This is a genomic window from Pseudoalteromonas gelatinilytica (assembly GCF_001641615.1).
GTDB classification, from domain to species: Bacteria; Pseudomonadota; Gammaproteobacteria; order Enterobacterales; family Alteromonadaceae; genus Pseudoalteromonas; species Pseudoalteromonas gelatinilytica.
Genome location: NZ_LRRU01000005.1, coordinates 39,315 through 62,851 on the forward strand (window position 1 = coordinate 39,315; position 23,537 = coordinate 62,851).

The 23,537-nt window shown below is 42.4% G+C and carries 25 protein-coding genes; 8 read left to right on the forward strand and 17 right to left on the reverse strand.

What is annotated here, in order from left to right; genetic code table 11:
• The first annotated feature begins 18 nt into the window (after nucleotides 1-18).
• Nucleotides 19-453, forward strand: coding sequence for a YqaA family protein (locus NH153_RS02455; protein ID WP_063700624.1), 435 nt, complete (start codon nucleotides 19-21; stop codon nucleotides 451-453).
• On the opposite strand, the gene folX is transcribed toward NH153_RS02455, so the two are convergent.
• Genes folX through folM form a run of 3 tightly spaced genes read right to left on the reverse strand, consistent with a single transcriptional unit; the run spans nucleotide 450 to nucleotide 2,104 of the window.
• Nucleotides 450-809 (reverse strand): dihydroneopterin triphosphate 2'-epimerase, encoded by a 360-nt coding sequence (gene folX / locus NH153_RS02460; RefSeq protein WP_063700626.1) that lies wholly within the window; start codon nucleotides 807-809, stop codon nucleotides 450-452. The genes NH153_RS02455 and folX overlap by 4 nt on opposite strands.
• 2 nt (nucleotides 810-811) lie before the next feature.
• Complete coding sequence (gene folE, locus NH153_RS02465; protein WP_063700628.1) at nucleotides 812-1,366, reverse strand: GTP cyclohydrolase I FolE; 555 nt, start codon at nucleotides 1,364-1,366, stop codon at nucleotides 812-814.
• A gap of 18 nt (nucleotides 1,367-1,384) precedes the next feature.
• Nucleotides 1,385-2,104: a dihydromonapterin reductase gene (gene folM / locus NH153_RS02470; protein WP_063700630.1), complete on the reverse strand. Its 720-nt coding sequence runs from the start codon at nucleotides 2,102-2,104 to the stop codon at nucleotides 1,385-1,387.
• 209 nt (nucleotides 2,105-2,313) lie between these two features.
• On the opposite strand from folM, the gene NH153_RS02475 reads away from it, so the two are divergent.
• A complete protein-coding gene (locus NH153_RS02475; protein ID WP_063700711.1) occupies nucleotides 2,314-3,213 on the forward strand; it encodes a sulfite exporter TauE/SafE family protein in 900 nt (299 codons plus the stop codon).
• Here NH153_RS02475 and nadE read toward each other — a convergent pair.
• The 3 genes from nadE to NH153_RS02490 form a co-directional block, all read right to left on the reverse strand.
• Nucleotides 3,210-4,046, reverse strand: a complete 837-nt coding sequence (gene nadE / locus NH153_RS02480; protein ID WP_063700632.1) for an NAD(+) synthase — start codon at nucleotides 4,044-4,046, stop codon at nucleotides 3,210-3,212. The two genes, NH153_RS02475 and nadE, sit on opposite strands and share 4 nt — an antisense overlap.
• 67 nt (nucleotides 4,047-4,113) lie before the next feature.
• Entirely contained in the window at nucleotides 4,114-4,740 is a 627-nt protein-coding gene (locus NH153_RS02485) for a YceH family protein (protein ID WP_063700634.1), read from the reverse strand.
• Nucleotides 4,741-4,757: 17 nt separating this feature from the next.
• Nucleotides 4,758-8,123, reverse strand: a complete 3,366-nt coding sequence (locus NH153_RS02490) for a response regulator (protein ID WP_063700635.1) — start codon at nucleotides 8,121-8,123, stop codon at nucleotides 4,758-4,760.
• A gap of 165 nt (nucleotides 8,124-8,288) precedes the next feature.
• On the opposite strand from NH153_RS02490, the gene NH153_RS02495 reads away from it, so the two are divergent.
• On the forward strand, nucleotides 8,289-10,571 hold the full coding sequence (locus NH153_RS02495; protein WP_063700637.1) for a penicillin acylase family protein: 2,283 nt from the start codon (nucleotides 8,289-8,291) through the stop codon (nucleotides 10,569-10,571).
• On the opposite strand, the gene NH153_RS02500 is transcribed toward NH153_RS02495, so the two are convergent.
• A complete protein-coding gene (locus tag NH153_RS02500) occupies nucleotides 10,564-11,664 on the reverse strand; it encodes a GGDEF domain-containing protein (RefSeq protein WP_233999161.1) in 1,101 nt (366 codons plus the stop codon). The genes NH153_RS02495 and NH153_RS02500 overlap by 8 nt on opposite strands.
• A gap of 261 nt (nucleotides 11,665-11,925) precedes the next feature.
• Here NH153_RS02500 and NH153_RS02505 point away from each other — a divergent pair, with 261 nt between their 5' ends.
• Nucleotides 11,926-13,458: a carbon-nitrogen hydrolase family protein gene (locus NH153_RS02505; RefSeq protein WP_063700640.1), complete on the forward strand. Its 1,533-nt coding sequence runs from the start codon at nucleotides 11,926-11,928 to the stop codon at nucleotides 13,456-13,458.
• On the forward strand, nucleotides 13,458-13,775 hold the full coding sequence (locus NH153_RS02510) for a DMT family transporter (RefSeq protein WP_054554646.1): 318 nt from the start codon (nucleotides 13,458-13,460) through the stop codon (nucleotides 13,773-13,775). The genes NH153_RS02505 and NH153_RS02510 overlap by 1 nt, the downstream gene beginning before the upstream one ends.
• Before the next feature lie 41 nt (nucleotides 13,776-13,816).
• On the opposite strand, the gene NH153_RS02515 is transcribed toward NH153_RS02510, so the two are convergent.
• Nucleotides 13,817-14,695 (reverse strand): DMT family transporter, encoded by an 879-nt coding sequence (locus tag NH153_RS02515; RefSeq protein WP_082873973.1) that lies wholly within the window; start codon nucleotides 14,693-14,695, stop codon nucleotides 13,817-13,819.
• A 235-nt stretch (nucleotides 14,696-14,930) separates the two neighbouring features.
• On the opposite strand from NH153_RS02515, the gene NH153_RS02520 reads away from it, so the two are divergent.
• Nucleotides 14,931-15,314, forward strand: a complete 384-nt coding sequence (locus NH153_RS02520) for an MAPEG family protein (protein WP_063700644.1) — start codon at nucleotides 14,931-14,933, stop codon at nucleotides 15,312-15,314.
• Between the two features lie 78 nt (nucleotides 15,315-15,392).
• Here the strand turns inward: NH153_RS02520 and NH153_RS02525 are convergent, their stop codons facing one another.
• The 3 genes from NH153_RS02525 to NH153_RS02535 form a co-directional block, all read right to left on the reverse strand.
• Nucleotides 15,393-16,598: a M56 family metallopeptidase gene (locus NH153_RS02525; protein WP_063700647.1), complete on the reverse strand. Its 1,206-nt coding sequence runs from the start codon at nucleotides 16,596-16,598 to the stop codon at nucleotides 15,393-15,395.
• 9 nt (nucleotides 16,599-16,607) lie between these two features.
• Nucleotides 16,608-16,982 carry a BlaI/MecI/CopY family transcriptional regulator gene (locus tag NH153_RS02530; RefSeq protein ID WP_063700649.1) on the reverse strand — a complete coding sequence of 125 codons (375 nt, stop codon included), beginning with the start codon at nucleotides 16,980-16,982 and terminating at the stop codon, nucleotides 16,608-16,610.
• A 68-nt stretch (nucleotides 16,983-17,050) separates the two neighbouring features.
• Entirely contained in the window at nucleotides 17,051-17,737 is a 687-nt protein-coding gene (locus NH153_RS02535) for a pseudouridine synthase (protein WP_063700715.1), read from the reverse strand.
• An 80-nt stretch (nucleotides 17,738-17,817) separates the two neighbouring features.
• On the opposite strand from NH153_RS02535, the gene NH153_RS02540 reads away from it, so the two are divergent.
• Both NH153_RS02540 and NH153_RS02545 read left to right on the forward strand, forming a co-directional pair.
• Nucleotides 17,818-18,123: a DUF6482 family protein gene (locus NH153_RS02540; protein WP_063700650.1), complete on the forward strand. Its 306-nt coding sequence runs from the start codon at nucleotides 17,818-17,820 to the stop codon at nucleotides 18,121-18,123.
• A 308-nt stretch (nucleotides 18,124-18,431) separates the two neighbouring features.
• The gene (locus NH153_RS02545; protein WP_063700652.1) at nucleotides 18,432-18,839 is read left to right on the forward strand and encodes a GNAT family N-acetyltransferase; all 408 of its coding nucleotides are present in this window, start codon (nucleotides 18,432-18,434) and stop codon (nucleotides 18,837-18,839) included.
• 14 nt (nucleotides 18,840-18,853) lie between these two features.
• Here the strand turns inward: NH153_RS02545 and NH153_RS02550 are convergent, their stop codons facing one another.
• The 6 genes from NH153_RS02550 to dapF form a co-directional block, all read right to left on the reverse strand.
• Nucleotides 18,854-19,213 carry a HopJ type III effector protein gene (locus NH153_RS02550; protein ID WP_063700655.1) on the reverse strand — a complete coding sequence of 120 codons (360 nt, stop codon included), beginning with the start codon at nucleotides 19,211-19,213 and terminating at the stop codon, nucleotides 18,854-18,856.
• 9 nt (nucleotides 19,214-19,222) lie between these two features.
• The gene (locus NH153_RS02555; RefSeq protein ID WP_167350232.1) at nucleotides 19,223-20,257 is read right to left on the reverse strand and encodes a retropepsin-like aspartic protease family protein; all 1,035 of its coding nucleotides are present in this window, start codon (nucleotides 20,255-20,257) and stop codon (nucleotides 19,223-19,225) included.
• 145 nt (nucleotides 20,258-20,402) lie between these two features.
• Nucleotides 20,403-21,113 carry an HAD-IA family hydrolase gene (locus NH153_RS02560; RefSeq protein WP_063700659.1) on the reverse strand — a complete coding sequence of 237 codons (711 nt, stop codon included), beginning with the start codon at nucleotides 21,111-21,113 and terminating at the stop codon, nucleotides 20,403-20,405.
• Between the two features lie 12 nt (nucleotides 21,114-21,125).
• Nucleotides 21,126-22,079, reverse strand: a complete 954-nt coding sequence (locus NH153_RS02565) for a tyrosine recombinase XerC (RefSeq protein ID WP_063700661.1) — start codon at nucleotides 22,077-22,079, stop codon at nucleotides 21,126-21,128.
• Nucleotides 22,076-22,687, reverse strand: a complete 612-nt coding sequence (locus NH153_RS02570) for a DUF484 family protein (RefSeq protein WP_063700662.1) — start codon at nucleotides 22,685-22,687, stop codon at nucleotides 22,076-22,078. The genes NH153_RS02565 and NH153_RS02570 overlap by 4 nt, the downstream gene beginning before the upstream one ends.
• The gene (gene dapF, locus NH153_RS02575; protein WP_063700665.1) at nucleotides 22,684-23,514 is read right to left on the reverse strand and encodes a diaminopimelate epimerase; all 831 of its coding nucleotides are present in this window, start codon (nucleotides 23,512-23,514) and stop codon (nucleotides 22,684-22,686) included. The genes NH153_RS02570 and dapF overlap by 4 nt, the downstream gene beginning before the upstream one ends.
• Nucleotides 23,515-23,537: the final 23 nt, after the last annotated feature.

Sequence of the window (23,537 nt, forward strand, 5' to 3'; positions counted from 1 at the left end):
CTTTTTTATGTGATGTTTATGGCCTACTTATCGTTATTTCTCAGCGCGTTTATTTCCGCAACCTTATTACCTAGCTCTTCAGAATTAGTGATGACTGCAATGATAGCCAGTGGTGACTATCTACTTTGGTTGTTATGGCTAAGTGCAACCGTGGGTAATGTGCTTGGGAGTTGTGTGAATTATTGGCTGGGCACGCAGGTTATGCGATTTAAAGACCGTAAATGGTTTCCTGTTTCACAAAACTCGATAGACAAAGCCGAACAGCAATTTAATAAGTACGGTGTTTACAGTTTGTTGTTTGCTTGGCTGCCTATTATCGGCGACCCTTTAACGGTTGTTGGCGGAATTTTTAGGGTTAAGTTTTCAATCTTTTTGTTACTCGTGACCCTAGGCAAAGGCGCACGTTATTTAGCTGTGCTTGCCTTTGCTCTTGGACTTGATAAATTATTTTAACCTTTTAGCCAATCAAGGGTCAGTGATACTGAATCAGCAAAGCGCAGCGCATGAGGTTTATCGACGCGTACTTTGGCATAGTGAACACTTTGATGCTGGTGGCAAATTGCTAAAATTTCAGCAACCAATTTTTCTAACAGCAAAAAGTGGCCTTCTTCGACAAGGCTGATCACTTCTTTGGTGATGGTCTTGTAGTTTAGTGCTTTATCGACTGCGTCAGTCTCACAAGCTTGATCAGCGGGATAGTGAATTTCTAAATTAATCACTACATCTTGCTTTTTCTCACGTTCCTCAGGGTTAAAACCTATAAAGGTTCGTAGCCTGAGGTTAGTGACATTAATAATTGCGTTGGCCATCATTACCCTCTAACTAGTTGTAAAAACTCGTTACGGGTTTTTGGATCGGCTCTGAAGTTACCTAACATAACCGATGTACGCATGCTTGAGTTTTGCTTTTCAACGCCGCGCATCATCATACACATGTGTTTTGCTTCAACGATTACGCCAACACCTTTCGCGCCAGTTACTTCTTCAACTGCTTTAGCAATTTGATGGGTTAATTGTTCTTGAATTTGGAAACGACGCGCATACATGTCAACAATTCGCGCAAACTTAGATAAACCAAGTACTTTGCCGTTAGGGATATAAGCGATATGACAGCGGCCAACAAATGGCAGCAAGTGATGCTCACACATAGAGTAAAGCTCAATGTCTTGGATCAATACCATGTCATCGGCATCTGAAGTGAATACCGCATTATTGGTGATCTCGTCTAACGTTTGACGATAACCCTTAGTTAGGTATTCCATTGCTTTTGCTGCGCGTTTTGGTGTGTCGAGTAGTCCTTCACGAGCAGGATCTTCACCCACTGCGCTAATTATTTGTTGGTAACTGTTTTTTAAATCATCGTGCATAGCTTTCTCAGTAATTCGTTATTTTAAATGTCTGCCACCATCAACAGGCATAGAGCGACCTGTGATGTAGTGACTGTTTAGTAATAGTTCTACGCTGTTAATAATCTCGGCGCAGCCGGGCTCAATGCCCATTAGCGATTTCTTTAATGTTTTTGCTTTGTATTCGTCGCTATCGTGCTCGTTAAAAATGATAAGCGAGGGAGCGATAGCATTCACTTTAATGGCTGGTGCAAATTTAGCGGCAAACGACTTGGTTAAATTATCAAGCGCCGCTTTACTTGCTGCATAAGCAAGGTGCTTAGGGCTACCTTTTTCAACCACATAATCGGTTAGGTGAATAATATCTGCGGCTTGGCCACTGTTTTGCTGATAATGCAGCAACAAATCAGAAGCTGCTAGATTAATTAAATAAGGCGCTTTGGCGTGAATACGCATCATGTTATCAAACAGGTCTGCGTAATCGTGGTTATTTTCCTCACAATCCCAGCTAGACGCATTATGGATAATTGCTTTGAGCTGATTGGTATGGGTTTTTAATTCTTCGATAAAATGCCCGATAGCTTGGTCACTATTAAAATCGGCATGAAGACAAGTAGCACCTTTTCCTGCAAGCACATCTATTGCTGCATGGCGGGTACGATAAGTGACTATGATTTCTTGCCCTTGCGCTAAAAAGTGCTCGGCCAGAGCGAGTCCAATACGTTGGCCTGCGCCAGTAATTAATATGGGCGATGACATAAAATAATATAAAACCTTAGATTTTTAATACGAAATGTAATGTATTTAATGGCTATAACTGTAACAACTATAAACCAAATTACAGAACTATTTCATCTTTACTGCAATCATGTTGCCAAACTTTCTACGCGATACTGTCAAACATAGATCAGTTGCTCGGTTTTCTGTCTCAGGCATAATAGCCATACTTGATGCTTTTCTTTTTCACTATGTTTGCTGTCATAAAATCATTTAGCTGGCTACGGACTGTGCCATGGCTATTTATAATCGCTGTTTACAGTACTTTATTGCTTTCGCAAGGGCCTGCTAATGCGGTGAGTAATTTTGTGGCGCAATTGAGTATTGCTGCAACGATGGCCGTTGGCTCATTTGTTGCTGGTGGCACGGCTCTAGGAGGCGGTGCGGTAGCGTTTCCGGTAATGACCAAACTATTAGCAATTGAACCTGCGACAGCGAAAGTGTTCTCTCTTGCTATCCAAAGCTTTGGTATGACAGCAGCAGCTTTAACAATTATTTTTAGCCGTATCCCTTACTACAAACAAGTGGTGTTAATCGCGACGCCAATGGCTATTTTAGGCGCTGTATTGAGTTTATTGTTCATTGCTGATCATTTACCAAGGTTAGCGGTGAAAGGGGTCTTTAGCGCACTATTATTATGTTTTGCGTTGACCTTAGCATGGCGTATTTATCGCCGAGCTCAGCATATTTGTAGCCAAACAAAGATTATTGTGAATAAAACGCGGGTCGCGTTGATTGCAACGCTGGGTGGTGTTGCATCAGGGTTGGTAGGGTCGGGCGCCGATATTGCTATTTTTGCGCTGTTAGTTATTGCTTATAACGCGAATATCCAACGTGCAACGGCAACCACGGTGATCATTATGGCTGTGACGTCTGTCGTTGCAAGTATCGTGAATTATTTTTACCTCGAGACAATTAACTCACAAATTCAAGCCTACTTATTAGCTGCAATTCCTGTTGTGGTGCTTGGCGCACCGCTTGGTGCTTATGTGTGTGCAAAAGTGAAAAGCGGGCAACTCATTAGCTTTTTATTTCTACTCATTGCCCTCGAGGTGTCATTTACGATTTATGAATTGCTGAGTGTTGTTTAAAGCGCATCGTAAACAGTTGGGATCGCTTGGCGCTTATGCTGAGTACGTAAGTAAATGCCAGTCAGCTTTTCTTCAACTTCACTACTGACGTCTTTACCTTCTAAGAAATCATCAATTTGATCGTAAGTGAGGCCAAGCGCTTCTTCGTCAGTCAGGCCTGGGCGATCACATTCTAAATCGGCAGTCGGGGCTTTATGCACAAGTACTGCTGGCGCACCTAAGTGCTCAGCAAGTGCACGAACTTGACGTTTTGATAAACCAAATAGGGGGGCTAAATCACACGCTCCGTCACCAAATTTTGTGTAAAAACCAGTGATGTTCTCTGCACTGTGATCGGTACCAACAACTAACCCTTGGCAGAAGCCGGCAATTTCATATTGTGCAACCATGCGCTGGCGTGCTTTTACATTACCTTTGATAAAGTCGATTTTAGCTTGTTCTGGCAATTCGGCGCCACCACCAACAACCGCGGCCATTGCTTGTTCATGCATGCCATCGACAGCCGCTTTGATGTTAACCGTCATACGTTTACTCGGTTGAATAAAATCAACGGCTAGTTGTGCTTCGTCTTCGTCTGCTTGTACGCCGTAAGGTAAGCGCACAGCAATAAATTGATATTCGTTGGTGTTATGTTCTTGGTTTAATTCATCCACCGCTAATTGGCATAAACGGCCGCAGGTTGATGAGTCAACACCGCCACTGATCCCTAATACAAGTGAGCGAGAGTGCGCAGCAATAAGTCGGCTTTTAAGAAAGTTAACACGACGGGTGATTTCCGCTTTTACATCAATAGTTGGTTGGACTTTCATTTCCGCCAGAATGTCGGCACGCATGGTAGAGCTCCTATTTTTCGTTGTGGTTGTCAGCGTTTAGTACATTATGTTACGGGCGCAGTTTTTATTAAAGACCTAAATGCGCTTTTATTGCGTTAATTTGCTGCTTAAGATCTTCGATTTCGCTTCGTAATTGTTGCACTTCACTACTGTTATCCTGCATCGGCTCGTTACTTGCCATGTCTTCAGTAATGCTGTCTGGGTCAACAAATAAGTGCATGTAGCGGCTCTCTCGCTTGCCTGGCTCTCGTGCTAAGCGCGCAACATGTTCTTGCTCTATAAGTGCATTTAATGCGGCTTCGACTTCATTGACGTTACTGAACTCAGCGAGGCGGTTGCTGCGAGTTCTCAGTTCGCCTGGTGTTTGCGGGCCACGTAACAGTAACAAACAAATTATGGCTCGTTGCTGCTCAGTAAATTGCAAACTGCCAAATTCGGTATTACAAAAGCGGTGAGCGTATTTATTTACACGCCCTGATAGCCCTTCATCAACCGTCACTAAGCGTGATGCAATAAGCTCATCGAGTGTATCTTGGACTTGCGCTTCAGTGAGAGACAATACTGGCTCACGGTTAGATTTTTGATTACATGCATTAGTCAGTGAGTTTAAAGATAATGGATAATGTTCGGGTGTTGTACTTTGCTTTTCGAGTAAACAGCCAATAACACGTTGTTGAATTGATGATAATTGCATGGTTTTACTCTCTTTCTTTATTCTTCAGTGGTTAGCCACACTGTTAACTTTTTATTGAGCGAGTCAAATTTTAGGGGTTTGGTAACATAGTCGTTCATACCTGCGTTTAAACAACGCTCTTTGTCACCTTGCATCGCATTTGCAGTGAGTGCGACGATATTAACTCCCTGATGAGCTGCGCCTGCTTCACCTGCCCGAATGGCTCGTGTTGCTTGGTAACCATCCATTTCTGGCATTTGGCAATCCATTAACACTAATTGATAGGGGCTTTGTTCTCGGCTTGAAAGTTTTGCAATCGCTTCAAGGCCATTTTCGGCAATATCAAAACTAATGCCTGCTTGTTTTAGCAACGAACCTGCCACCATCTGATTTACTTTATTATCTTCAACCAGCAACACTTGCGACTCAGCGCTACCGCTGTTTGTCATCACTTTGGTAATTAGGGTTTCTTTATTAACCTGCTGCTGTTCAATGTACTTGTCGTTCGCAAGAGCATTAAATAAATCAGACTGCGTTAATGGTTTAAAGATAATACTCTCAACTTTTAAGGTTTGTCTTGTTTGTTTTTCTGTTAGGCTCATAGGCGCCATTAAAATACGCTTGCAGCTGGTGGCATTGAAGTAGTTTAAGAACTCTTTCTGCAATTCTTTAGTAGCACTGTTATAAAACTTATAATCTATTAGAATTGCATCGCAGCCCTTATTATCAGGCATGGCTGCGCGATTTAATAAGTTTGGCATATCGCTGTAAGTTTCTACCTCAGCTCCCCACAACTGCAATTGCTTTTTGGCGATATTGCTGCTGAGCTTACAGCTATCAGCAATTAAGATATGTTTTTTATCAATAATATGACTTGGCTCTGGCGCATGTTTCGTGTGATCACGTTTAACCTTTACTGAGAAATTAAAGGTGCTGCCTTCTCCGTATGAGCTAACGACACTGACATCTCCAGCCATCAACTGACAAAGCTGTTTTACAATTGCAAGGCCAAGCCCCGTACCGCCGTATTGACGGGTGGTAGAGGCATCTGCTTGCGTGAATGAGTCAAATAAAGTGGCTTGCTTTTCAGGCTTAATTCCCACTCCCGAATCAATAACAGAGCAGTTCAAGAACAATTCTTCATTGCTAGTTTCGAGCTTGGCGATAACAATTATCTCACCATCTTTTGTGAATTTAACCGCGTTGCTCACTAGGTTATTGATGATTTGCCTAATCCGATTGGGGTCACTGATAATAAACCCGTGATGAAGATTCGTTGTATCAAGCAGTAGTTTGGTATTGTTCTGTTCAGCCTTAATAGCAAACGATTCGATTGTGTCGCCTAGTAATTTAGACACGTTGAAGCTGACATTTTCAATATCGAGTTTACCAGCCTCAATTTTAGAGAAATCTAAAATATCATTAATGATATGCAGTAAAGACTCTGCTGATGATTGCGCAAGTTCAAGATGGTGGTTTTGTTGGCTATCTAGCTTGCTTTGTTTAATGATATTGAGCATGCCGATCACGCCATTCATCGGGGTGCGGATCTCATGACTCATACTCGCTAAAAATTCACTTTTGGCTTTTACGGCTTGTTCTGCAGCTTCTTTTGCTTGAACGAGTTGTTGTTCGGTCTCTATACGACGTTGGCTGGCATGCAAACTACCAATGAGTGCGGCAACGGCAATTAAAAAGCTTTCTTCATTTTTACTCCAATGCCTACGTGTAAAGCATTTTTCAGCGCACACCACCCCCATGCTTTTACTCCCTGTGGGAATAATCACCGTTAACATTGAGCGTATATTAAACCAATCTAGGTAATTGCTACGAAGATCACTTGTCAGAGGGTGTTGCTGGGCATCGCTGGCATTAATTACTGCGTGATTATTAATGGCATCAAAATAGTTTTGAAATTCAATTTGTTGCAACGATATGGCTTCATTAAATTCGGGTTGGCTCTGATCGTGAATGGCAAAGGTGTTGAGCGATTGTCGATCGTCACTGAATAGCCAGATACTGGCGCGATCTATATCAAATGCATGACAAATGGCTTGCACAATAACATGCTTGGAGAGGTTTAGATTACCTGTCAGTACCGCATCATTGACGGTGAGAGACGCTAAAATCTCGTTATGTAAGGCGATTTTGTTATTTTCGAGCTCAACACGTTTACGGGTATCAATATTTTGCAGTGAGCCAAAAAGTTTTATACAACGACCATTTTTGTGTTCGGCTTCACCATGTAGCAGCACCCAAATTTCATCACCTTCTGCAGTGATGATCTCAACTTGTGTTTCAAAACTTTCACCATACTTGATTGCGCGCTCGTTCAAACGGCGAATTTTATCGCGGCTTTCGCCAGCTTTGAAATGGGTAAAGTTAGCAGGCCACTCAGGTTGAACATTCAGTGGAAACTTAAATATTTGCTTGGTCATATCTGACCAATACACGGTTTTTGTTTCAAGGTTAAATGACCATGCACCCACTTTGGCAAGGCTACTCATGGTTTCTAACATGCGTTCGCTTTTGTACTGTCTTTCAACCATGCGCAAAAAGAATAGTGAAGCACAAGCAAACAAAATGCAGAACAAAATAATGGCGAATCTTAGAGGCCAAACAGCAGAGCTTGGTGGCTGCCAGCCAGATTTTGGCGAGGCATACATGCGCCACTCACCACCGGGCAGGTTTATCGTAAAGCTTAGAGGTTTTGTGTTAAGTATATCTTCTGAGCCATAGAAAAAATCGCCTTGTAAACCGCGACCACCACGGCCTTGCAGTGCAACATCATAATGCTGGCTAAGCGCAATCAAACCCGAATTGCTATAGATTTTATTTACATCGAGTACGACCGAGAGGAGTCCCCAAAAAGTGTTCTCAGGAGGAATGAACACCGGCATTCTTGCTATCAGCGCTTGGCCTCCTTGTACAAGCTCCAAAGGGCCTGCCATAACAATACGATTTTCATCTCGAGCTCTAATCGCATCATCACGCTGTGCTGGATTTTCTAAAAAGTTTAGCCCGATGGATTTTTCGTTGCCTGCGAGAGGATAAGTCATTTGGATAATCATATCCGGTGCTGCACCGATGTTTCTAAGTTCTGAAGAGGTTGCGAATAAGGGCGCGGCTATTTGCTCATAGCGAGCTTGGTCTAAATTGGGTTCGGCAGCAACGGCAACGGCAAGGCCCCTAACAAGTTGAATGTTAGATACTAAGGTGGCTTCGAGCTCTGCACGATAGGCGCTGATTTTTGCAAGCTCCTGCGCCCGAAAAGCATCTTTCTCACGGCTGTAATTAATTTGGTCGATGACGAAGCCAATTACCACCACACAGGCGAGTGAAACCCAGAAGGCTAGCTTCAGTTTTTGCAGCTTTTTATTATCTGTTTCGGTGGCTAGCGGCATGAGAAATATCGGGTTTTATACTTTCTACCTACTATAGACAATTTCTGTGGTAATTAACAATGAACAGTAGACTAAGAGTACTAATTGCAATTATTTGTATCGCAACACTATTCTTTCACAAAACTCAGGTTAATATAGTGTTACTTTAGCGCAAGGATAATTGGCATGTTTAAGATAATCAAATGGTTACTCATAGGTTTGTTCGTGGTGGTGTTACTCGCAACCGGGCTTGTTTATGGCGTATTAAACTTAAGTTTACCGGCACTTGATGGCCGTGGTAAAAGTGGCGCTATTGCGCAGTCTGTCAAGATCGAGCGAGATACGTTGGGGCAAGCTGTTATTCATGCCGAAAACCGTTTAGATGCGGCCTATGCATTAGGCTTTGCGCATGGTCAGGATCGATTCTTTCAGATGGATTTACTGCGCCGTAATGCTGCTGGCGAACTCAGCGAGTTATTTGGTAAAGCCGCTATTGGACTTGATAAAAAAATGCGCTTTCATCAGCTACGTAAACGTAGTCAGATTGCGGTTGCACAATTACCCGCTAAAGATAAAGCGCTATTAAAAGCGTATGCGAATGGAGTCAATGAAGGCCATGCACAAGTTGGCTATGATAGTTTTGAGTATTTACTCACTGGCGCTGAAGCAAAGCCTTGGCAAAGTGAAGATAGCTTGCTAATCATTTTTAGCATGTACCTTGATTTGCAATCGACGACGTTTCAGCGTGACAAAGCATTGATCGAAATCGAAGATTTATATGGCAAGGAGATGGTTGACTTTATTACGCAGCCTAGCCTCTATCAAGCTGCACTCGATAACAGCCAATTAGCGCCTTATGACGGCGGTATTCCTAATCTTAAAGACGCTCAATGGGCTATGACAGAGATTGCCGACCGAAAAGAACTTGGCAGTAATAACTGGGCTGTAACTGGGCAGCTAACTGAAACCGGTGCAGCCATGCTGTCTGACGATATGCACTTATCATTTGCAGTGCCAATCATTTGGTACCGTGCTCAGCTTAATTACCCTCTCAATGGCGAAATGCAACAAATCACTGGTGTGTCTTTACCAGGCGCTCCTGCCATTGTTGTTGGGACCAATAATAAAATTGCGTGGGGATTCACTAACGGTTATTTAGATACAGCGGATTGGGTCGCACTTGAGAGTAAAGAGAAAACCTGGCAAATAGATGAACCAATTTTACTCAATGACGGCAACAGCGAAAATTACGCTTTAACCATGAGTGAGTACGGCCCGGTTAAAGAAATTAACGGCAAACCTTATGCGCTAAGTTGGGTTGCTCACCATGAGTATGCGGTTGATATGGAATTACTTAAGCTTGAGCAAGCAAACACTGTTGACGATGCATTAGCACTTGCTGCTGAGGTGGGAATTCCTGTACAAAATTTAATGGTCGTTGATGATAAAGGTAATGCAGCTTGGAAGAATATGGGGGCTGTGCCTGCCCGTAAAGTTCCGCATCAATTAGCTGTTTCAGAGCAAGCGTATCCTGCAGCATGGCATGATAACGAAACGCAGCGTCCATTTGTAAAAAATCCAGAAAGTGGCCGATTATGGACAGGCAACTCACGAGTCGTTTCAGCAGAGGATGATCAGCGCTTTGGTAATGGTGGTTATGCAATGGGGGCTCGCTCGGCACAAATTCGCGATCGCCTATTTGAAAAGCAGCAGTTTAACGAACACGATTTTTACGACTTACAACATGATAACGAAGCGCGTTTCTTAACGGCTTGGCATAAACTGCTGGTCAAACAGCTTAGCGCTGCCGGCGATAAATATGCCCTGTATTTAAAAGAGCTAAATAATTGGCAGGCGTGTGCTTGTAGCGACTCAATTGGCTACACCCTAGTCAAACGCTACCGCAGTGAAGTGATTAATGGCTTATTTAGTCCGTTAGAGAATAAGCTAAAAGCCCTCGATAGTAGCTTAAAACCAGTAAAGCGAGACTTAGAGCCCGCTGTTTGGCAACTTATCGAAGAGCAGCCTCAGGCATGGTTAAATCCTGAGTATGCAAACTGGCAACAGCAAATGGTAGGAGCTTTTGATCGCGTTATCACCAAACTAACCGAGCAATACGGTAAAAACCCGCACAGCTGGGAGTGGGGCAAGGTTAACGAATTAGTGATTGAGCACCCATTTGCTAAGCAAATACCCGCATTGAAAAGTTTACTGAATATGCCAACAGCGCCAGGGTTTGGTGATACCTTTATGCCTTCGGTGCAAGGACGTAGCTTTGGCGCTTCGCAGCGCTTTATTGTCCAACCTGGGCACTTAGATAAAGCAATTATGGCAATTCCGGGAGGGCAGTCTGGGCACCCATTGTCAGAATTTTACCGCGCAGGATTTAATGATTATGTCAGTAATGGTTTAACACCATTATTGCCGCAAGAGATTGCCCACAGTATCACTATCGATGCGGTTAATTAACCGCATCAGCATCTTTAAAAGCAGGGTGTTGGCCTTTGGCAACGGTTGTTTGGTTGCGCCCTGCATGCTTACTTTTATACAGCGCCTCATCGGCGTGCTGTAGCATTTTTTCTATTGAAGCGAGCGGTTGCCATTCAATAAGCCCAAAACTCATGGTGACATTGAGATCAGGAAACTCGTGATGCGCCTCTAATTCGGCGATTTTTAAACGTAGCGCTTCAATTTTTGCAAAGGCTTGTTTTGCATCTGTATTGGTTAATAAAATTAAAAACTCTTCACCCCCCCAACGTACCGCAATATCGTCATCATCAATAAATTGGCGAATGAGCCTTGCGACATTAATGAGCACCGTATCACCTTTTTCGTGGCCGTAATTGTCATTAATATTTTTAAATTTATCGATGTCAGCCATAACAATGCAAAGGTTGCTCTCAAGCTCGATGCTTTTTTGATGTGCAGCAGTAATCAGCTTTTTTGCAAAACGGCGGTTATAGAGTTTAGTGAGTGGGTCGCGAGCGGCCATGTCGGTTAACTCAACACGTTGTGACAAGGTGATTTCTCTAATTAGACCCATGCCGTAGACCATAGGTAAGCCAGCAATAATGATGTTGATCACATTCACGTGTGGGAGGAGTTCAGGGTAAGCAAAACTGTACTGAACATCTGCAAAAAATACATACAGCAGGGCGAATGTCGCAATCATCATTAGGCTATAAAAAGCAGCGCGTTTAAAGGTTAATTGATAATCGATCATTAAAATACAAGACACTGTCCACAAGTAAAATTGAAAGCCTGCACCTAAGCCTAGGGTGGCGCAGACAATCACTGCATGAATAATTACTTCTAGACAAAATACTCTGAGTGCTAGCGAAGTCAGTCCTTGCTTAATTAAGAAGATACCGCTGGCCCAAGCAAACACGCTCAAAATATTAACTAACGCAAGCATGTTCGCCCCTATGTGGGCAAATGCGGGGATCAGCAAAGCATGAACAATTAGCGCAAAGTATGCGATTTTGGAAATAATCAGAAATTTAACGTGTTCAATTTCTTCTAAGCCAGATTGCTTTGATTGTTTTAATAAATGTTTGATCAATCCAACCTCTAATACACATGGAAGTAGCATAATTATAGATTAAAAGCTGAACAATGCAGGTTTATAATTGCTCGCTTTTGCTTTGTAAACTTAGGTAGGTTCTGTTTATGAATGAGGCTAAGCGTTTGTTCACATCGAGTTTGCTAAGCTTAGGGCTTGGCAGAGTTTGCAATTGATGCCACTCTAGTTAAAGCAAATCAAGAAACATACTGACTCAATGTTTGCTGTGATTATTCTCTCGTGCCTAAAAAAGGAGTATCTATGCCGGCGGAAAAAACGCATTTAGCGATCTGTAATCTCACTAAAGAACAGTATCCACAAATCAAAACTCTGATGGATCAAGCCTATCCAGGGCTTGGTGGGGCTTGGCCTAGCCACACTATTTTTAGGCTGATAGACCAGTTTCCGGAAGGGCAAATAGGCATCGTCGATGATGGTGTCTTGGTGGGCATCGCCTTGAGTGTGCAGGTAGATTACGCGCGCTTTTCTAACCCTCATACCTACGAAGACATTGTTGATGGTCACGACCGAGTATTTAGTGACCCTGAGGGTGATGCACTTTATGGTTTGGATGTGGTTATTTCATCGACTCATCGAGGGATGCGACTTGGCAGACGTTTATACGATGCACGAAAAGAGCTGTGCCGTCAGTACAACTTACGCGCTATTTTAGCGGGTGGGCGAATTCCGCGATATTACAATCACAGTGCAGAGATGTCTCCTATGGAGTACATCGAAAAAGTTGACCACAAAGAGCTGTACGATCCGATTTTAAGCTTTCAGCTATCTAATGATTTCCAAGTTAAACGTTTACTTAAAAAGTATCTTCCTGAAGATCAGGAATCCGTTGGTTATGCCACTTTACTAGAGTGGAATAATATTATGTTTGAGCCCACTGATACGGTACTTGAGTCGACTAAATCAATTGTGCGTGTCGGTGCTGTACAGTGGCAAATGCGCTGTGTTGAGTCTGTGGAAGAACTGCTCAAGCAGGTGGAATATTTTGTTGATACGGTGTCTGACTATAAAAGTGACTTTATTCTGTTTCCGGAATTTTTCAATGCTCCATTAATGGGGCTCACTGAGCAAAGTAATCAAACGGAAGCAATTCGCTATCTGGCCGAATACACAGAAACATTCCGTGATGCGATGTCGCGCATGGCGGTTGAATACAATGCCAATATTATCACCGGCTCAATGCCGCTCGCAGAAGATGACAAGATTTATAATGTCAGCTATTTGTGCCACCGTAGCGGTAAAATTGATGAGCAGCGCAAAATTCATATTACGCCCCATGAGCAAAATGACTGGGTGATCCAAGGCGGTGACAAAATTGCGGTATTTGAAACGGATGCGGGTCGTGTCGGTATTCAAATTTGTTACGATGTTGAGTTCCCTGAGCTGTCGCGTATTCTCGCTAAGCAAGGGCTGGATATTTTGTTCGTGCCATTTTGGACGGATACTAAAAACAGTTACTTACGTGTTCGTCATTGTGCGCAAGCACGTGCAATCGAAAATGAATGTTATGTTGTGATTGCAGGCTCGGTTGGTAACCTACCAGAGGTAGAAAGTTTAGATGTACAGTACTCACAATCGGCAGTGCTTACCCCATCTGATTTCTCATTCCCGCATGATGCGACCTTGAATGAAGCAACACCGAATACCGAAATGCTGTTATTCAGTGATTTAGATATGGATAAACTGAAAATTCTTCACAGTGAAGGTACGGTAAGAAACTTAAAAGACCGCCGTGAAGATTTGTATGACGTGATCTTGAAAAAGCGAGATCAATAATGGCGTGGTTGTATTTAATTGTCGCAGGTCTGTTAGAAATTGGCTGGCCTGTTGGCCTTAAGATGTCTCAACAGGCAGACAGCCGCTGGTTAGGCATTGCAATAGCCGTCGCCTTTATGGTCGCTAGTGGCTTTATGTTGTGGTTGGCGCAGAAGGATATTCCGATGGGGACATCCTATGCTGTATGGACAGGGATCGGTGCAGCGGGCACTTTCTTGGTCGGTATTTTATTTTATGGTGATGCCGCCACATTTGGCCGCATTGCCGGAGTACTGCTGATAATTAGCGGAGTGATAACGCTCAAAATTAGTCATTAAAAAAGCGGCAATAGCCGCTTTTTTAATGACTAGAAACGCACCTAATTGGGTAGCATTACCAGAATGGCTGCCAGTGCAATTAACACAAGCCCCGCCGTGTCTTGGCGTTTTAGCGGTTGTTTTAACCAAAGAATCGATACCAAAATGGTAAAGAATACTTCTATCTGCCCCAATGTTTTTACATAAGCAACATGCTGCAAGCTCATGGCGCTAAACCAACCAATAGAACCTAAACAGCTACAAACACTAACAGCGGTCGTGGTGCCTTTGTGATGCCACATTTTCTTAAATGTATCGCGCTCTTTTAATGCAATATACACGCACAGCATCAGTGTTTGTAAGCTAATTATCAGCACTAACACCCAAGCTGCTGAGTGTGGAAAAGTCAGTCCTGAATTTAAACTTGCCTCACGGATCCATGACGATGAAAGAGCAAATGAAGTACCACAGGCAAGCCCAAGCAGTGCGGTGCCCAAATTAAAGTGTTTAACATTCGCGATGCCACTTAATAGCAATACCGCAATTGCACCAATAAATACGCCAACCCAACCTAGCAATGACAGTGCTGAGCCAAAGAACATTACACCTAAAATCGCCGCCATCAGTGCTTCACTTTTGGCAAGCCCTGCGCCGACTGCAAAGTTATTCATTTTAAACAGTTTTACCATCAAACCAGTGGCAACGATTTGGACGATACTGGCACCAACAATGTAGCCAATAAAAGCGAGATTAAAATCAGGAAGTGCGGCGTCTTGATACTGATAAAGTGCAAATAAATACAAGGCAGCAATTGGGCTGGCAACGATAAAGCGAGCAAGTGTTACCCCGGCAACACTCACAGTTACACTGAGTTTACTTTGCAGAGCGTTGCGCCACGACTGCATAAATGCCGCAAAAATAGTTAAGAAAATCCAAGTCATATTGAAAATAAATTAATGAGGAGAGGCAATTAGAGTAACAAAACCAAAGTATGAGAGCATTAGCTTATCGACCAACTTGAGAAAAACTCAGCTGTGACAATATGCCGCAGGGCTTTTATGCTGTCATTAGGCTATAGTGACAATGATGCTATTGCTAGCCGCTGCTGTTTTAAGTAGCGGCTTTTTTTTGTTTGCGGTAGGGTGAGCTATTACAGTTAAAAGATAAGGAAATACCATGACCACATTGATTATCTGCGCACTCATCGCAGTGCTCATACCTTATTTAGCTAAAGCCCCCGTGGCTTTTGCACAAAATAAGTTGTCAGGCTATGACAATAAACATCCGCGTGAACAACAAGCTAAACTAACAGGCTTTGGTGCTCGAGCATTGGCTGCACATCAAAATAGCTTTGAGTCACTAATTATTTTTGCCGTCGCGCTGGCAGTTGTAATAGGTAGCAATAATGTCTATCAGGTGACAGAAACCTTAGCAATTATGCATGTTATCGCCCGCGTGTTGTATTGTATTTTCTACTACATAAACCAAGATATTCTGCGCTCATTAGTCTGGCTAGTGGGTTATGTTTGTGCTGTGGCGATGATTGCTGTTTGCCTTTAGTCACAAGCCAATGAGTTAAAAACCACAAAGCAAGCGGCTTAAATAAGGCGCTTGCTTTAGGGTCTTAAGTGGTTACTTTTACTTAGAGCTAACTTTAATTTTCTCTATTAAATCCTTTGCTTGATAGTTTTCATCTAAGGCAAAGTCGAGTTGCACTAAGGCATTTTTAAAGCCAGATTCAGACGGCGCATATTGCCATTGTTTTAAGGCTCTTTTCGCTTCTCGATTGAAAACACCTTCAGGCTCTGCGCTCACCACACTAACATTGCTGGTGGCGCCGCTTGGTAAAATATCGTATTTCAAAACGACTGAACCGCTAATACCTTGCTCTGCCGCTTGAATTGGGTATATCGGCTCTACGCGCATTACCGCTTGATAGTCTTTTGTCTTTTCAACGGACATCGGCTGTTTTGCAATGGCAAAACTGCTAAGCATGCCCATTGTAAAAATAACTAACGCTGTTTTTGCAATAAATGAGCTGTTGTCGATCTGCTTGATCTGATTTAGACGTTGTAACATGGTGTTTTTATCTCCGTATTGTGAATAAGCCATTAAGCCTGTTCTGCTAAAGCTTGCACAGTGCACTAATGCCTTACTGTATAAAATTCGTTGTTCAGTTGATTTATTTTTGAGTACTTGCTCATCACATGAAAGCTCTTGAATGCGGCGCAGACTTGCATAACCAAGCCAAGCGACAGGGTTAAACCACAACAAAATAGTGGCACATAAAGCGATGGCATTAATTAGGTTATCTTTGCGTTTAATGTGCACTGATTCATGCTCTAAAATAAGTGCTAAAGCATGGCTGTTGTAATGGCTTTGGTAGTTTGTTGGCAGCACTAGCTTGGTGTTTATAACCCCTACAACCATTGGTGAACTCACCTGATTACTTTGGTACAAGCGCATGCTTTGGTTGCTGTGCTGATCAAGGGTAATTGGCGCTAATTGCAGTTTTGCTAGAAAACGGTAATGAAAATATACGGCAGTGATCAGCAGTGCGGCACTAATAAAGCCATAAATAGCAAACCAAGTGAGCGTAAACTGCGGCATTATTGCTGTGTTTGGCGTGATAGTCAGCTTACTGATAAAGTCGTTTTGAATTGGCTTTAAGTGCTCTGGTAGGTTCGCTAACAATAAACTAATTGGTAAAAGCGCCCACAGTGTATAAACCAAGCGCGCCGATAGCTGGCTTAGTAACTTTCGCTCTAGCAGCAATAAAAACATAATTGCAGATGAGATCAAAAGTTGTTGATCTAACAACCAATTAAAAAATGCATCTAACATAACAACGCCTTATTTTTGCTGTTTTTCCCAATCATCGATAACCTTTTTCAGCTCATCAATATCATGTTGTGAGAGTTGCTCTGATTTAGCAAAGCCACTCACCAGCGGCGCAATTCGGCCATTAAAAAAGCGTTCAATAAAGCTTTGGCTTTCTTTTAATGTGTATTCTTCACGAGCAATGCAAGGGGTGTAGTTATATTGGCGACCTTGTTTCTCGAAGCTTAGTGCGCCTTTTTTAACTAAACGGCTTAATAGCGTTTTAATGGTTTTTTCGTGCCATTCTTTATCGTCACTTAAACGCACAATTACTTCACTAGCCGTGGCTGGGTAGCCAAGCCATACCGCATCTAATACTTCAAATTCAGCTTTAGAAAGTTCAATCATTTTTATGCCTACAGATGTAATCTTTAATTTAAGATTACACGCGTAATCAAATAATGCAAACTTTTTTGTTAGAGAACGTCACTTTTTTTGATACTGACTATCTGCCCTTCGGGCAAATTCAGCGTGGTGAGTGACAGTTTTGCGATATCTGTGCGGTACAGGTCGATGACTTTGTAGCCACAAAAACGTGCCATTTTACGTATTTGCCGGTTTAAACCTTGCTTTAAGACGATGCAAAACTGTGTTTCGGTGACTTGAGTCACCTCACAAGGAAGGGTTATTTGTTTATCTACAGGCACACCGTTTGCCATTTTTTTACAAAAATCACTATCAAGAGGTTTATCTACGGTGACTAAATAGCGCTTGGGTTGGTGGTAATCAGGGTGGATCAGTTGATTACAAAACTCACCGTCATTAGTCAAAATTAACAACCCACGAGAGTCCTTGTCGAGCCGGCCAATTGGGTAAACGCGAGTGGTTTTAGGCAGGCTATGAATAAGGCTTGTTGGGTCGTCAGCATTTAATTTGCAATCTATACCAACAGGCTTGTGATATGCAAAGTAGGTGAGTGGCGCTTTAGCTGAAATTTTTTCGCCAAGTACAATTACATCATCGTGCTCATTAACGTGATCTATGTGATTTGCAGCACGGCCATTTACTGTTACCTCACCTTGATCTATCAAGCGTGATGCTTGCTTTCGAGAACAAACACCTGCATGGGCAATAAATTTAGCAAGTCGTACTTTTTCTAGCATGAGTGATTTTTGTACAGTTAATTTGATCACAGTATATCAAACCCGCGTATAAGAAGTACTACATACAAAAGGGGTTCGACATGGCAATTAAGTTATCTGAACTTGCAGCGCACCAACCACTGCAAAAGGTTATCCTTCATTCGTTGGAAATGGCACTGTATCAGGTGTCTGTGGTGATCAATAACGTTGAATATTATGTCACTGATGAGCAAGGTGAGTTTATTCGCGATATTAGCCCGTTGCACATTCAAAAGCGCCTCGATCACTTAAGTTATGGTGATATGGTTTTACGCCACACCAGTGCTTATGATGAGATGTGTGGTCAGCCCGAAAAGCTGGCCAGCAACATGCTTGAAGTACCCTATGGTAAGAACCACTTATACTGATTAACGATATAAGCGTATACTGAGTCATAACATTTTATATACCCAAACCACCTCAAGATGCGAGTTTCAGTTGGAATTAAATGCGATTTAGGCAAGGCATTGATTGCAAGTAATAGTGTTTCTATTGTTAAAATCAATAACGCAGTATAAATTGCATTTAAACCAACCCTTTGGGCGCTTCACAGGCACTTACTCTCATCGTTGTTACTTCTTAAAAGGGACTGCCATTCTTGCAAAGTAACGCCTTGATATTAAGCACCTGTGAAACGCTGAATTCTGCATCTTGAGGTGGCTTGGGTATATATACTATGTATCAATTAAAAAGTGATGACTCAGCTGATCTCAACAACCAGCTAAGAGAACAAATTGTTGCTTTCAACGCCGTGCATTTTAATGCCGAGCGTATTCCCGTTGGATTTAAATTCGTTAATAAACAAAACACTGTTGTTGCTGGTATTCATGGCCAGGTATTTGGAAATTGGCTGCTTATTAGTTGGCTATGGTGTGATGATAAGACGCGTGGTAAAGGGCTTGCGACACGATTACTCGCTGAATTAGAGTGTAAAGCTAAAGCGCTTGGTGCAAACACCGCACAACTTGATACGCTCGATTTCCAAGCTAAACCCTTTTACGAAAACAACGGCTACCAAGTCAAATATGAAATGCGTAACTACCCACTCGACGGCTGCCGTTATTTTATGGAAAAAAGCCTTTAAATATCAGCTTTTACTCACTTCGCTTTAAGCACGTCTTGCTCGGTAAAAGTAACACCTAAGAAAGGTGTTGCTTCTGGGGCAAGCATGAAAGTGCGGATGTTCATGTGGTCTTGCCCTTCAGGATTGTGTAATACGTCATCACGATAAAACGCGCCAAAGCAATCTAGGGTGTTTTGTTTACTTAGTTGATTAAGCTTTGCAAAGGCAAAAATTTTACACGAACCATTATTTTCATTAGCCGCACTTAACAGCCCATGATTATTAAAAGCGCTTGGGGTAAAGTCATAATTGTTGTCTATGACCGCCATGGTGTCGGTAAATTCAATTTGTTGTGGTGAGTTTGCTAATGTTGCCAGGAAATCGTTCAGAGTCATTGCTTGTCCTTAAAAATTGTTCTTTATCAACTCTAACTCATTCACTTGCTGATTGATATTAAACTTAAAATTCTCTAAAAAGTTCATACCAAGCAAGCCATAGCCAACATGATTTTCTATTACCAACACTTCAAAATTACGAATACGTTGTTGTCCGACTTGAAACGACTCGAGTTGATAACGCTGCGCTTCAACAACGCCATTAGCTGTGTTTACTTCTAGTGTGCCAAGGTAATTGGCAGGACTATTCAGCGAGTTTAATTGCGTTTGATTTATGACTGTAAAGCTCGCGCCCGTGTCGATCATCAACTCGGTTTCGATATCATCGTTGATAATACTGTTCACTAAATAGTGTGAACCTCGAGCGGTTAATTTTATAACTTCAACTCCTGCGAGGGCTTGTTGAATCAACAGATGTAACTGCTCAGCTTGCTGTTTGTATTCATGATCTTCAGGCAGTTGATCTAGGGTTATTTGGCTCGCGACATAATCTTCTAAATGATAGTTAGCTAATGCATGATTATATAAGTAATGCGCGTTACCTGGCGCGTAATCAAGCCACTGTTGACTGCTATTCAGCAATGCCTGCCATTGTTGCGCCGCACTAAGTTCATCAATATAGGATGTGCTTAGCTCGTCTATTTGTTTGTTAAGTTGTTGCTTATCATTGCTGTCTAACTGGTTGCTAAGAGCCAGTAAATTGATAATACCTTGTTGGGTATCACCTTGTGCGATTAAACGCTTAGCTTCAAGTTCAAGCATGGTGACATCGTAAGGGTGACTATTTAAAAAGGCCGTTAAAAATTGCTCACTTAAGGTGAATTTTTGATGGGAAAGCCATGTCTCAAGTTGTTGTTGCCAAATTTGTTTAAGTTGCCTTGCATAGCGAGGTTCATTAACAAGCAATTGGGTGTACTCGGCCACCGCTTTGTCGAATAATTGGTTGCTAAATAGCGCAACAGCTTGTTGAAAATGGGCTGGTAAAACCGCGCTTTTCTTGACTATGGGAGTGGTTGCTACAGTCTCAATTTGTTTTGGCTTCACGGGGTTAAACAGCTGCCAAATAAAGTATCCGTTTAAGCTAAGAGAACATAGCAATAATAATTTAAGAAAAGCATTCATCCGTTTTGCCCAATCATTTAATCTTTGTTGTTTACTTACTCAGCATAAAACAAATTTTTGAAAGTCGTTACTTTTTAACTAAATGATTGAGCGCCATGATATTGCTTATTTCAATATCAGCTAACCCTTGATAACGATATTGCGTTGCTTGGTTATTAAGCCAAACGCTTTGGCAGCCGGCATTATTTGCGCCTTGCACATCAGTATCTAGGCTATCGCCAATGTGCAAAATTTCCTTGTGAGGCACCTTTAAGTGTTTGGCTGCGCTATCAAATAAGGCGCTATGCGGCTTCGCTTTTCCGTGTGGGCCTGCTTGTAAAACTAACTCAAACACGCCATTAAGGTTAAACTTTTCTACTTCAACATTACCATTGGTGATGGCGATGAGGCGGTAGTGTTTACTGAGATTAGTAAGTAATTCAAGTACTTCATCAGTCACGTTTATTTGACTGCGGGCATCAGCGAATGCCTGATAAGCATTTTCGGCATGCAACTGAGCTTGCTCTGCTGAAAAACCCAGATCGGTCATGGCATAGTGTAATGCTGCTTGTCGCCAGCGTGTAACGTCATCAATTAAAGTTGCATCATGTTTTAAAGCACACTCGCGGCATGTTAACCAGTAGCTCATGCTATCGGTGGGCCATTGTTCTAGCGCTTCGAGGTAATCAGCTTGTGCTTGCAAGGCTGACTTTATGATCGGATGGTTGTTGTAAAGTGTGTCGTCTAAATCAAAACTTAAAACAGAAACTGGCGATAGGGCACGGTTAAATCGGATCATAATGACAAGGGTTTACTCTGAAGTTGAGCGCTTTTTAGCGCGTGGATGGGTGTTATCGTACACTTTAGCTAAATGCTGAAAATCTAAATGCGTATAAACTTGAGTTGCAGACAAACTACTGTGTCCTAACAGTTCTTGAACTGCACGCAGATCCCCTGATGATTCTAAGATATGTGATGCAAACGAGTGGCGCAATTTATGCGGATGCACTTGCGAGCTGATCCCTTGCTTAATTCCCCATTCTTGCATCCGTAAGCGAACTTGGCGTACGGAAATTCGCTTTTTTTGGCTGCTAACAAACACGGCTATTTCATCAGGATGTGCAAATTGAGGGCGAATTTTCAGCCATGCTTTTAATGCACTGAGCGCTTTGCTGCCTACAGGTAATAAACGTTCTTTGTTACCTTTACCACGGACTAAAATTTCGCCTTCAGTCGGGTTTATATCTTGTAAGTTAGCACCAACTAACTCGCTAATACGCAGACCCGAAGAGTACATTAATTCCATCATAGCTTTGTCACGAATAGCTAAAGGCTCATCATCTGGCAGTTCTAGTAGCTTAGCCATTTGATCTACGTCTAAATTTTTGGGTAAAGGCTTGGAAAATTTAGGCCCTTTAATGGCCTCTGCCGGATTGTGATAATGTGCCTGACTGGCTATATTTTTGGCTTTTAAGAATTTATATAAACTGCGAATACAACTTAGTTTTAAACTGATTGTGCGACCACTTAATTGTTTGCTGCGCATTTGCATGCTGTAACGGCGAATATGCTCACCTTGAACAGCAAACCAGTCTTCACATAGTTTACTAAAGTACAAAGCTGCGAAGCCTAGCTGGCTAGTATATTGGTTTACTGTGTGCGCTGAGTATTGTTTTTCGTAGCGTAAGTAGTCTGCAAATAGTTGGATGGGTGTTCGCCAAGCATCACTTAATTCATCAATGTCTGGCGTCGTCACATCGCTCATGCAAGTTCCAATAAGCGCAGTTGCAATGAGCGCACAAACTCAAGGACAAAAAAGCTGTCTTTTGCCGGTTCGAAGTGATTTACGTCATCACTACCAAACGCCAAAATTGCCACAGGGTGTTTCGTGTTACCAATTAGATATAAAGCAGTCGATTGAGTCGTGTCTGAAAACAGTAAGTCTCTTTCTTGTTGGCTTACTCGACCCAAGTAAATGCCGTCGTTTTGCAGGCGATGAGCAATTAATTCATCAAACTTTTTATCGTACTTAACTAAGTGGCATTCGTTAATGGATGGGTTCGTGCAGATAATATTGCGCAAGTTGCTAGCCAGTGTCGTAAAGTCGTAGTTAGTCCATAACTGACGATGACAGTCGCTAAATAAGCGGTAAATTAACTCGTTTTCTTTTGCTTGTTCAACGAGCTGCTCAATCTTATTTTTTAATAACGTATTGTGTTCACGTAATTGGCGCTGTTGAATATGCACCAAAGACGTTGCTCCCGCCGTTTGCTGTTGTAGTTCAACTTCAGCGAGCACATCAGGGTTTTTAATAAAAAAATCAGGGTGTGCTTTTAAATATTCAGCAATTTGTTGTTCTGTTAGTTTGCTCATAGTGCCACTTGTCCATCAAAAACATGCTCAGCAGGGCCTGTCATTCGTACAGGGTGGCCTTCGCCTTGCCAACGTACTTGTAAACTGCCGCCGGGCAAGTCAACTTGTACGGTAGTAGCAAGTTTATTCTGAATTTGACCAACCACGACCGCAGCACAGGCACCTGTACCACAGGCTAAGGTTTCACTAACGCCACGTTCCCACACTCTTAGTTTAATGTGATCTTGCGAAATTACCTGCATAAAACCAACATTTGCGCGTTGTGGAAAGCGTTCATGATTTTCAAGCAGTGGGCCTAAGGTGGTGACTTCTGCGGTATGAATGTCATCAACTTCTAACACGCAATGCGGGTTACCCATCGATACTGCGCCACTAAATACCGTATGTTCTTCCGTGCGAAGAATATAGGTCAGCTCACGCTTGCTGGCTTTTAATGGGATTTTGTTCGGTTCAAAATTGGGATGGCCCATATTTACCGTTACTTGACCATCTTTCTCTATATAAAGCGTGAGGTTACCAGACTTTGTTGAAACCGAGATTTTATGCTTATTGGTTAGGCCTTTCATACGTACAAAGCGGGCGAAACAGCGCGCACCGTTGCCGCACTGTTCAACTTCGTTACCATCGGCATTGAAAATACGATAATGAAAATCGAGATCAGGAGAGTAAGGGGCTTCAACCATAAGCAGTTGATCGAAGCCAATGCCGAAATGGCGATCTGCCAGCTTCTTTATTTGATCACGTGATAAAAAAACATTTTGAGTAATGTTATCAATAACGACAAAGTCATTACCTAGGCCGTGCATTTTTGAAAAATTAACTAACATAACGCTCTAATTCGGGTTTGCTC

What these genes read in the sequence shown, in the direction of transcription:
- NH153_RS02510 (WP_054554646.1), top strand. Translation starts at nt 13,458, where the DNA reads ATGGCGTGGTTGTATTTAATTGTCGCAGGTCTGTTAGAAATTGGCTGG.
- NH153_RS02490 (WP_063700635.1), bottom strand. Translation starts at nt 8,123, where the DNA reads ATGCCGCTAGCCACCGAAACAGATAATAAAAAGCTGCAAAAACTGAAG.
- folE (WP_063700628.1), bottom strand. Translation starts at nt 1,366, where the DNA reads ATGCACGATGATTTAAAAAACAGTTACCAACAAATAATTAGCGCAGTG.
- NH153_RS02520 (WP_063700644.1), top strand. Translation starts at nt 14,931, where the DNA reads ATGACCACATTGATTATCTGCGCACTCATCGCAGTGCTCATACCTTAT.
- NH153_RS02505 (WP_063700640.1), top strand. Translation starts at nt 11,926, where the DNA reads ATGCCGGCGGAAAAAACGCATTTAGCGATCTGTAATCTCACTAAAGAA.
- NH153_RS02475 (WP_063700711.1), top strand. Translation starts at nt 2,314, where the DNA reads ATGTTTGCTGTCATAAAATCATTTAGCTGGCTACGGACTGTGCCATGG.
- NH153_RS02455 (WP_063700624.1), top strand. Translation starts at nt 19, where the DNA reads ATGGCCTACTTATCGTTATTTCTCAGCGCGTTTATTTCCGCAACCTTA.
- NH153_RS02560 (WP_063700659.1), bottom strand. Translation starts at nt 21,113, where the DNA reads ATGATCCGATTTAACCGTGCCCTATCGCCAGTTTCTGTTTTAAGTTTT.
- folX (WP_063700626.1), bottom strand. Translation starts at nt 809, where the DNA reads ATGGCCAACGCAATTATTAATGTCACTAACCTCAGGCTACGAACCTTT.
- NH153_RS02570 (WP_063700662.1), bottom strand. Translation starts at nt 22,687, where the DNA reads ATGAGCAAACTAACAGAACAACAAATTGCTGAATATTTAAAAGCACAC.
- NH153_RS02530 (WP_063700649.1), bottom strand. Translation starts at nt 16,982, where the DNA reads ATGATTGAACTTTCTAAAGCTGAATTTGAAGTATTAGATGCGGTATGG.
- NH153_RS02565 (WP_063700661.1), bottom strand. Translation starts at nt 22,079, where the DNA reads ATGAGCGATGTGACGACGCCAGACATTGATGAATTAAGTGATGCTTGG.
- NH153_RS02515 (WP_082873973.1), bottom strand. Translation starts at nt 14,695, where the DNA reads ATGACTTGGATTTTCTTAACTATTTTTGCGGCATTTATGCAGTCGTGG.
- NH153_RS02485 (WP_063700634.1), bottom strand. Translation starts at nt 4,740, where the DNA reads ATGCAATTATCATCAATTCAACAACGTGTTATTGGCTGTTTACTCGAA.
- dapF (WP_063700665.1), bottom strand. Translation starts at nt 23,514, where the DNA reads ATGTTAGTTAATTTTTCAAAAATGCACGGCCTAGGTAATGACTTTGTC.
- folM (WP_063700630.1), bottom strand. Translation starts at nt 2,104, where the DNA reads ATGTCATCGCCCATATTAATTACTGGCGCAGGCCAACGTATTGGACTC.
- NH153_RS02540 (WP_063700650.1), top strand. Translation starts at nt 17,818, where the DNA reads ATGGCAATTAAGTTATCTGAACTTGCAGCGCACCAACCACTGCAAAAG.
- NH153_RS02535 (WP_063700715.1), bottom strand. Translation starts at nt 17,737, where the DNA reads ATGCTAGAAAAAGTACGACTTGCTAAATTTATTGCCCATGCAGGTGTT.
- NH153_RS02545 (WP_063700652.1), top strand. Translation starts at nt 18,432, where the DNA reads ATGTATCAATTAAAAAGTGATGACTCAGCTGATCTCAACAACCAGCTA.
- nadE (WP_063700632.1), bottom strand. Translation starts at nt 4,046, where the DNA reads ATGCGTGCCGACATTCTGGCGGAAATGAAAGTCCAACCAACTATTGAT.
- NH153_RS02550 (WP_063700655.1), bottom strand. Translation starts at nt 19,213, where the DNA reads ATGACTCTGAACGATTTCCTGGCAACATTAGCAAACTCACCACAACAA.
- NH153_RS02495 (WP_063700637.1), top strand. Translation starts at nt 8,289, where the DNA reads ATGTTTAAGATAATCAAATGGTTACTCATAGGTTTGTTCGTGGTGGTG.
- NH153_RS02525 (WP_063700647.1), bottom strand. Translation starts at nt 16,598, where the DNA reads ATGTTAGATGCATTTTTTAATTGGTTGTTAGATCAACAACTTTTGATC.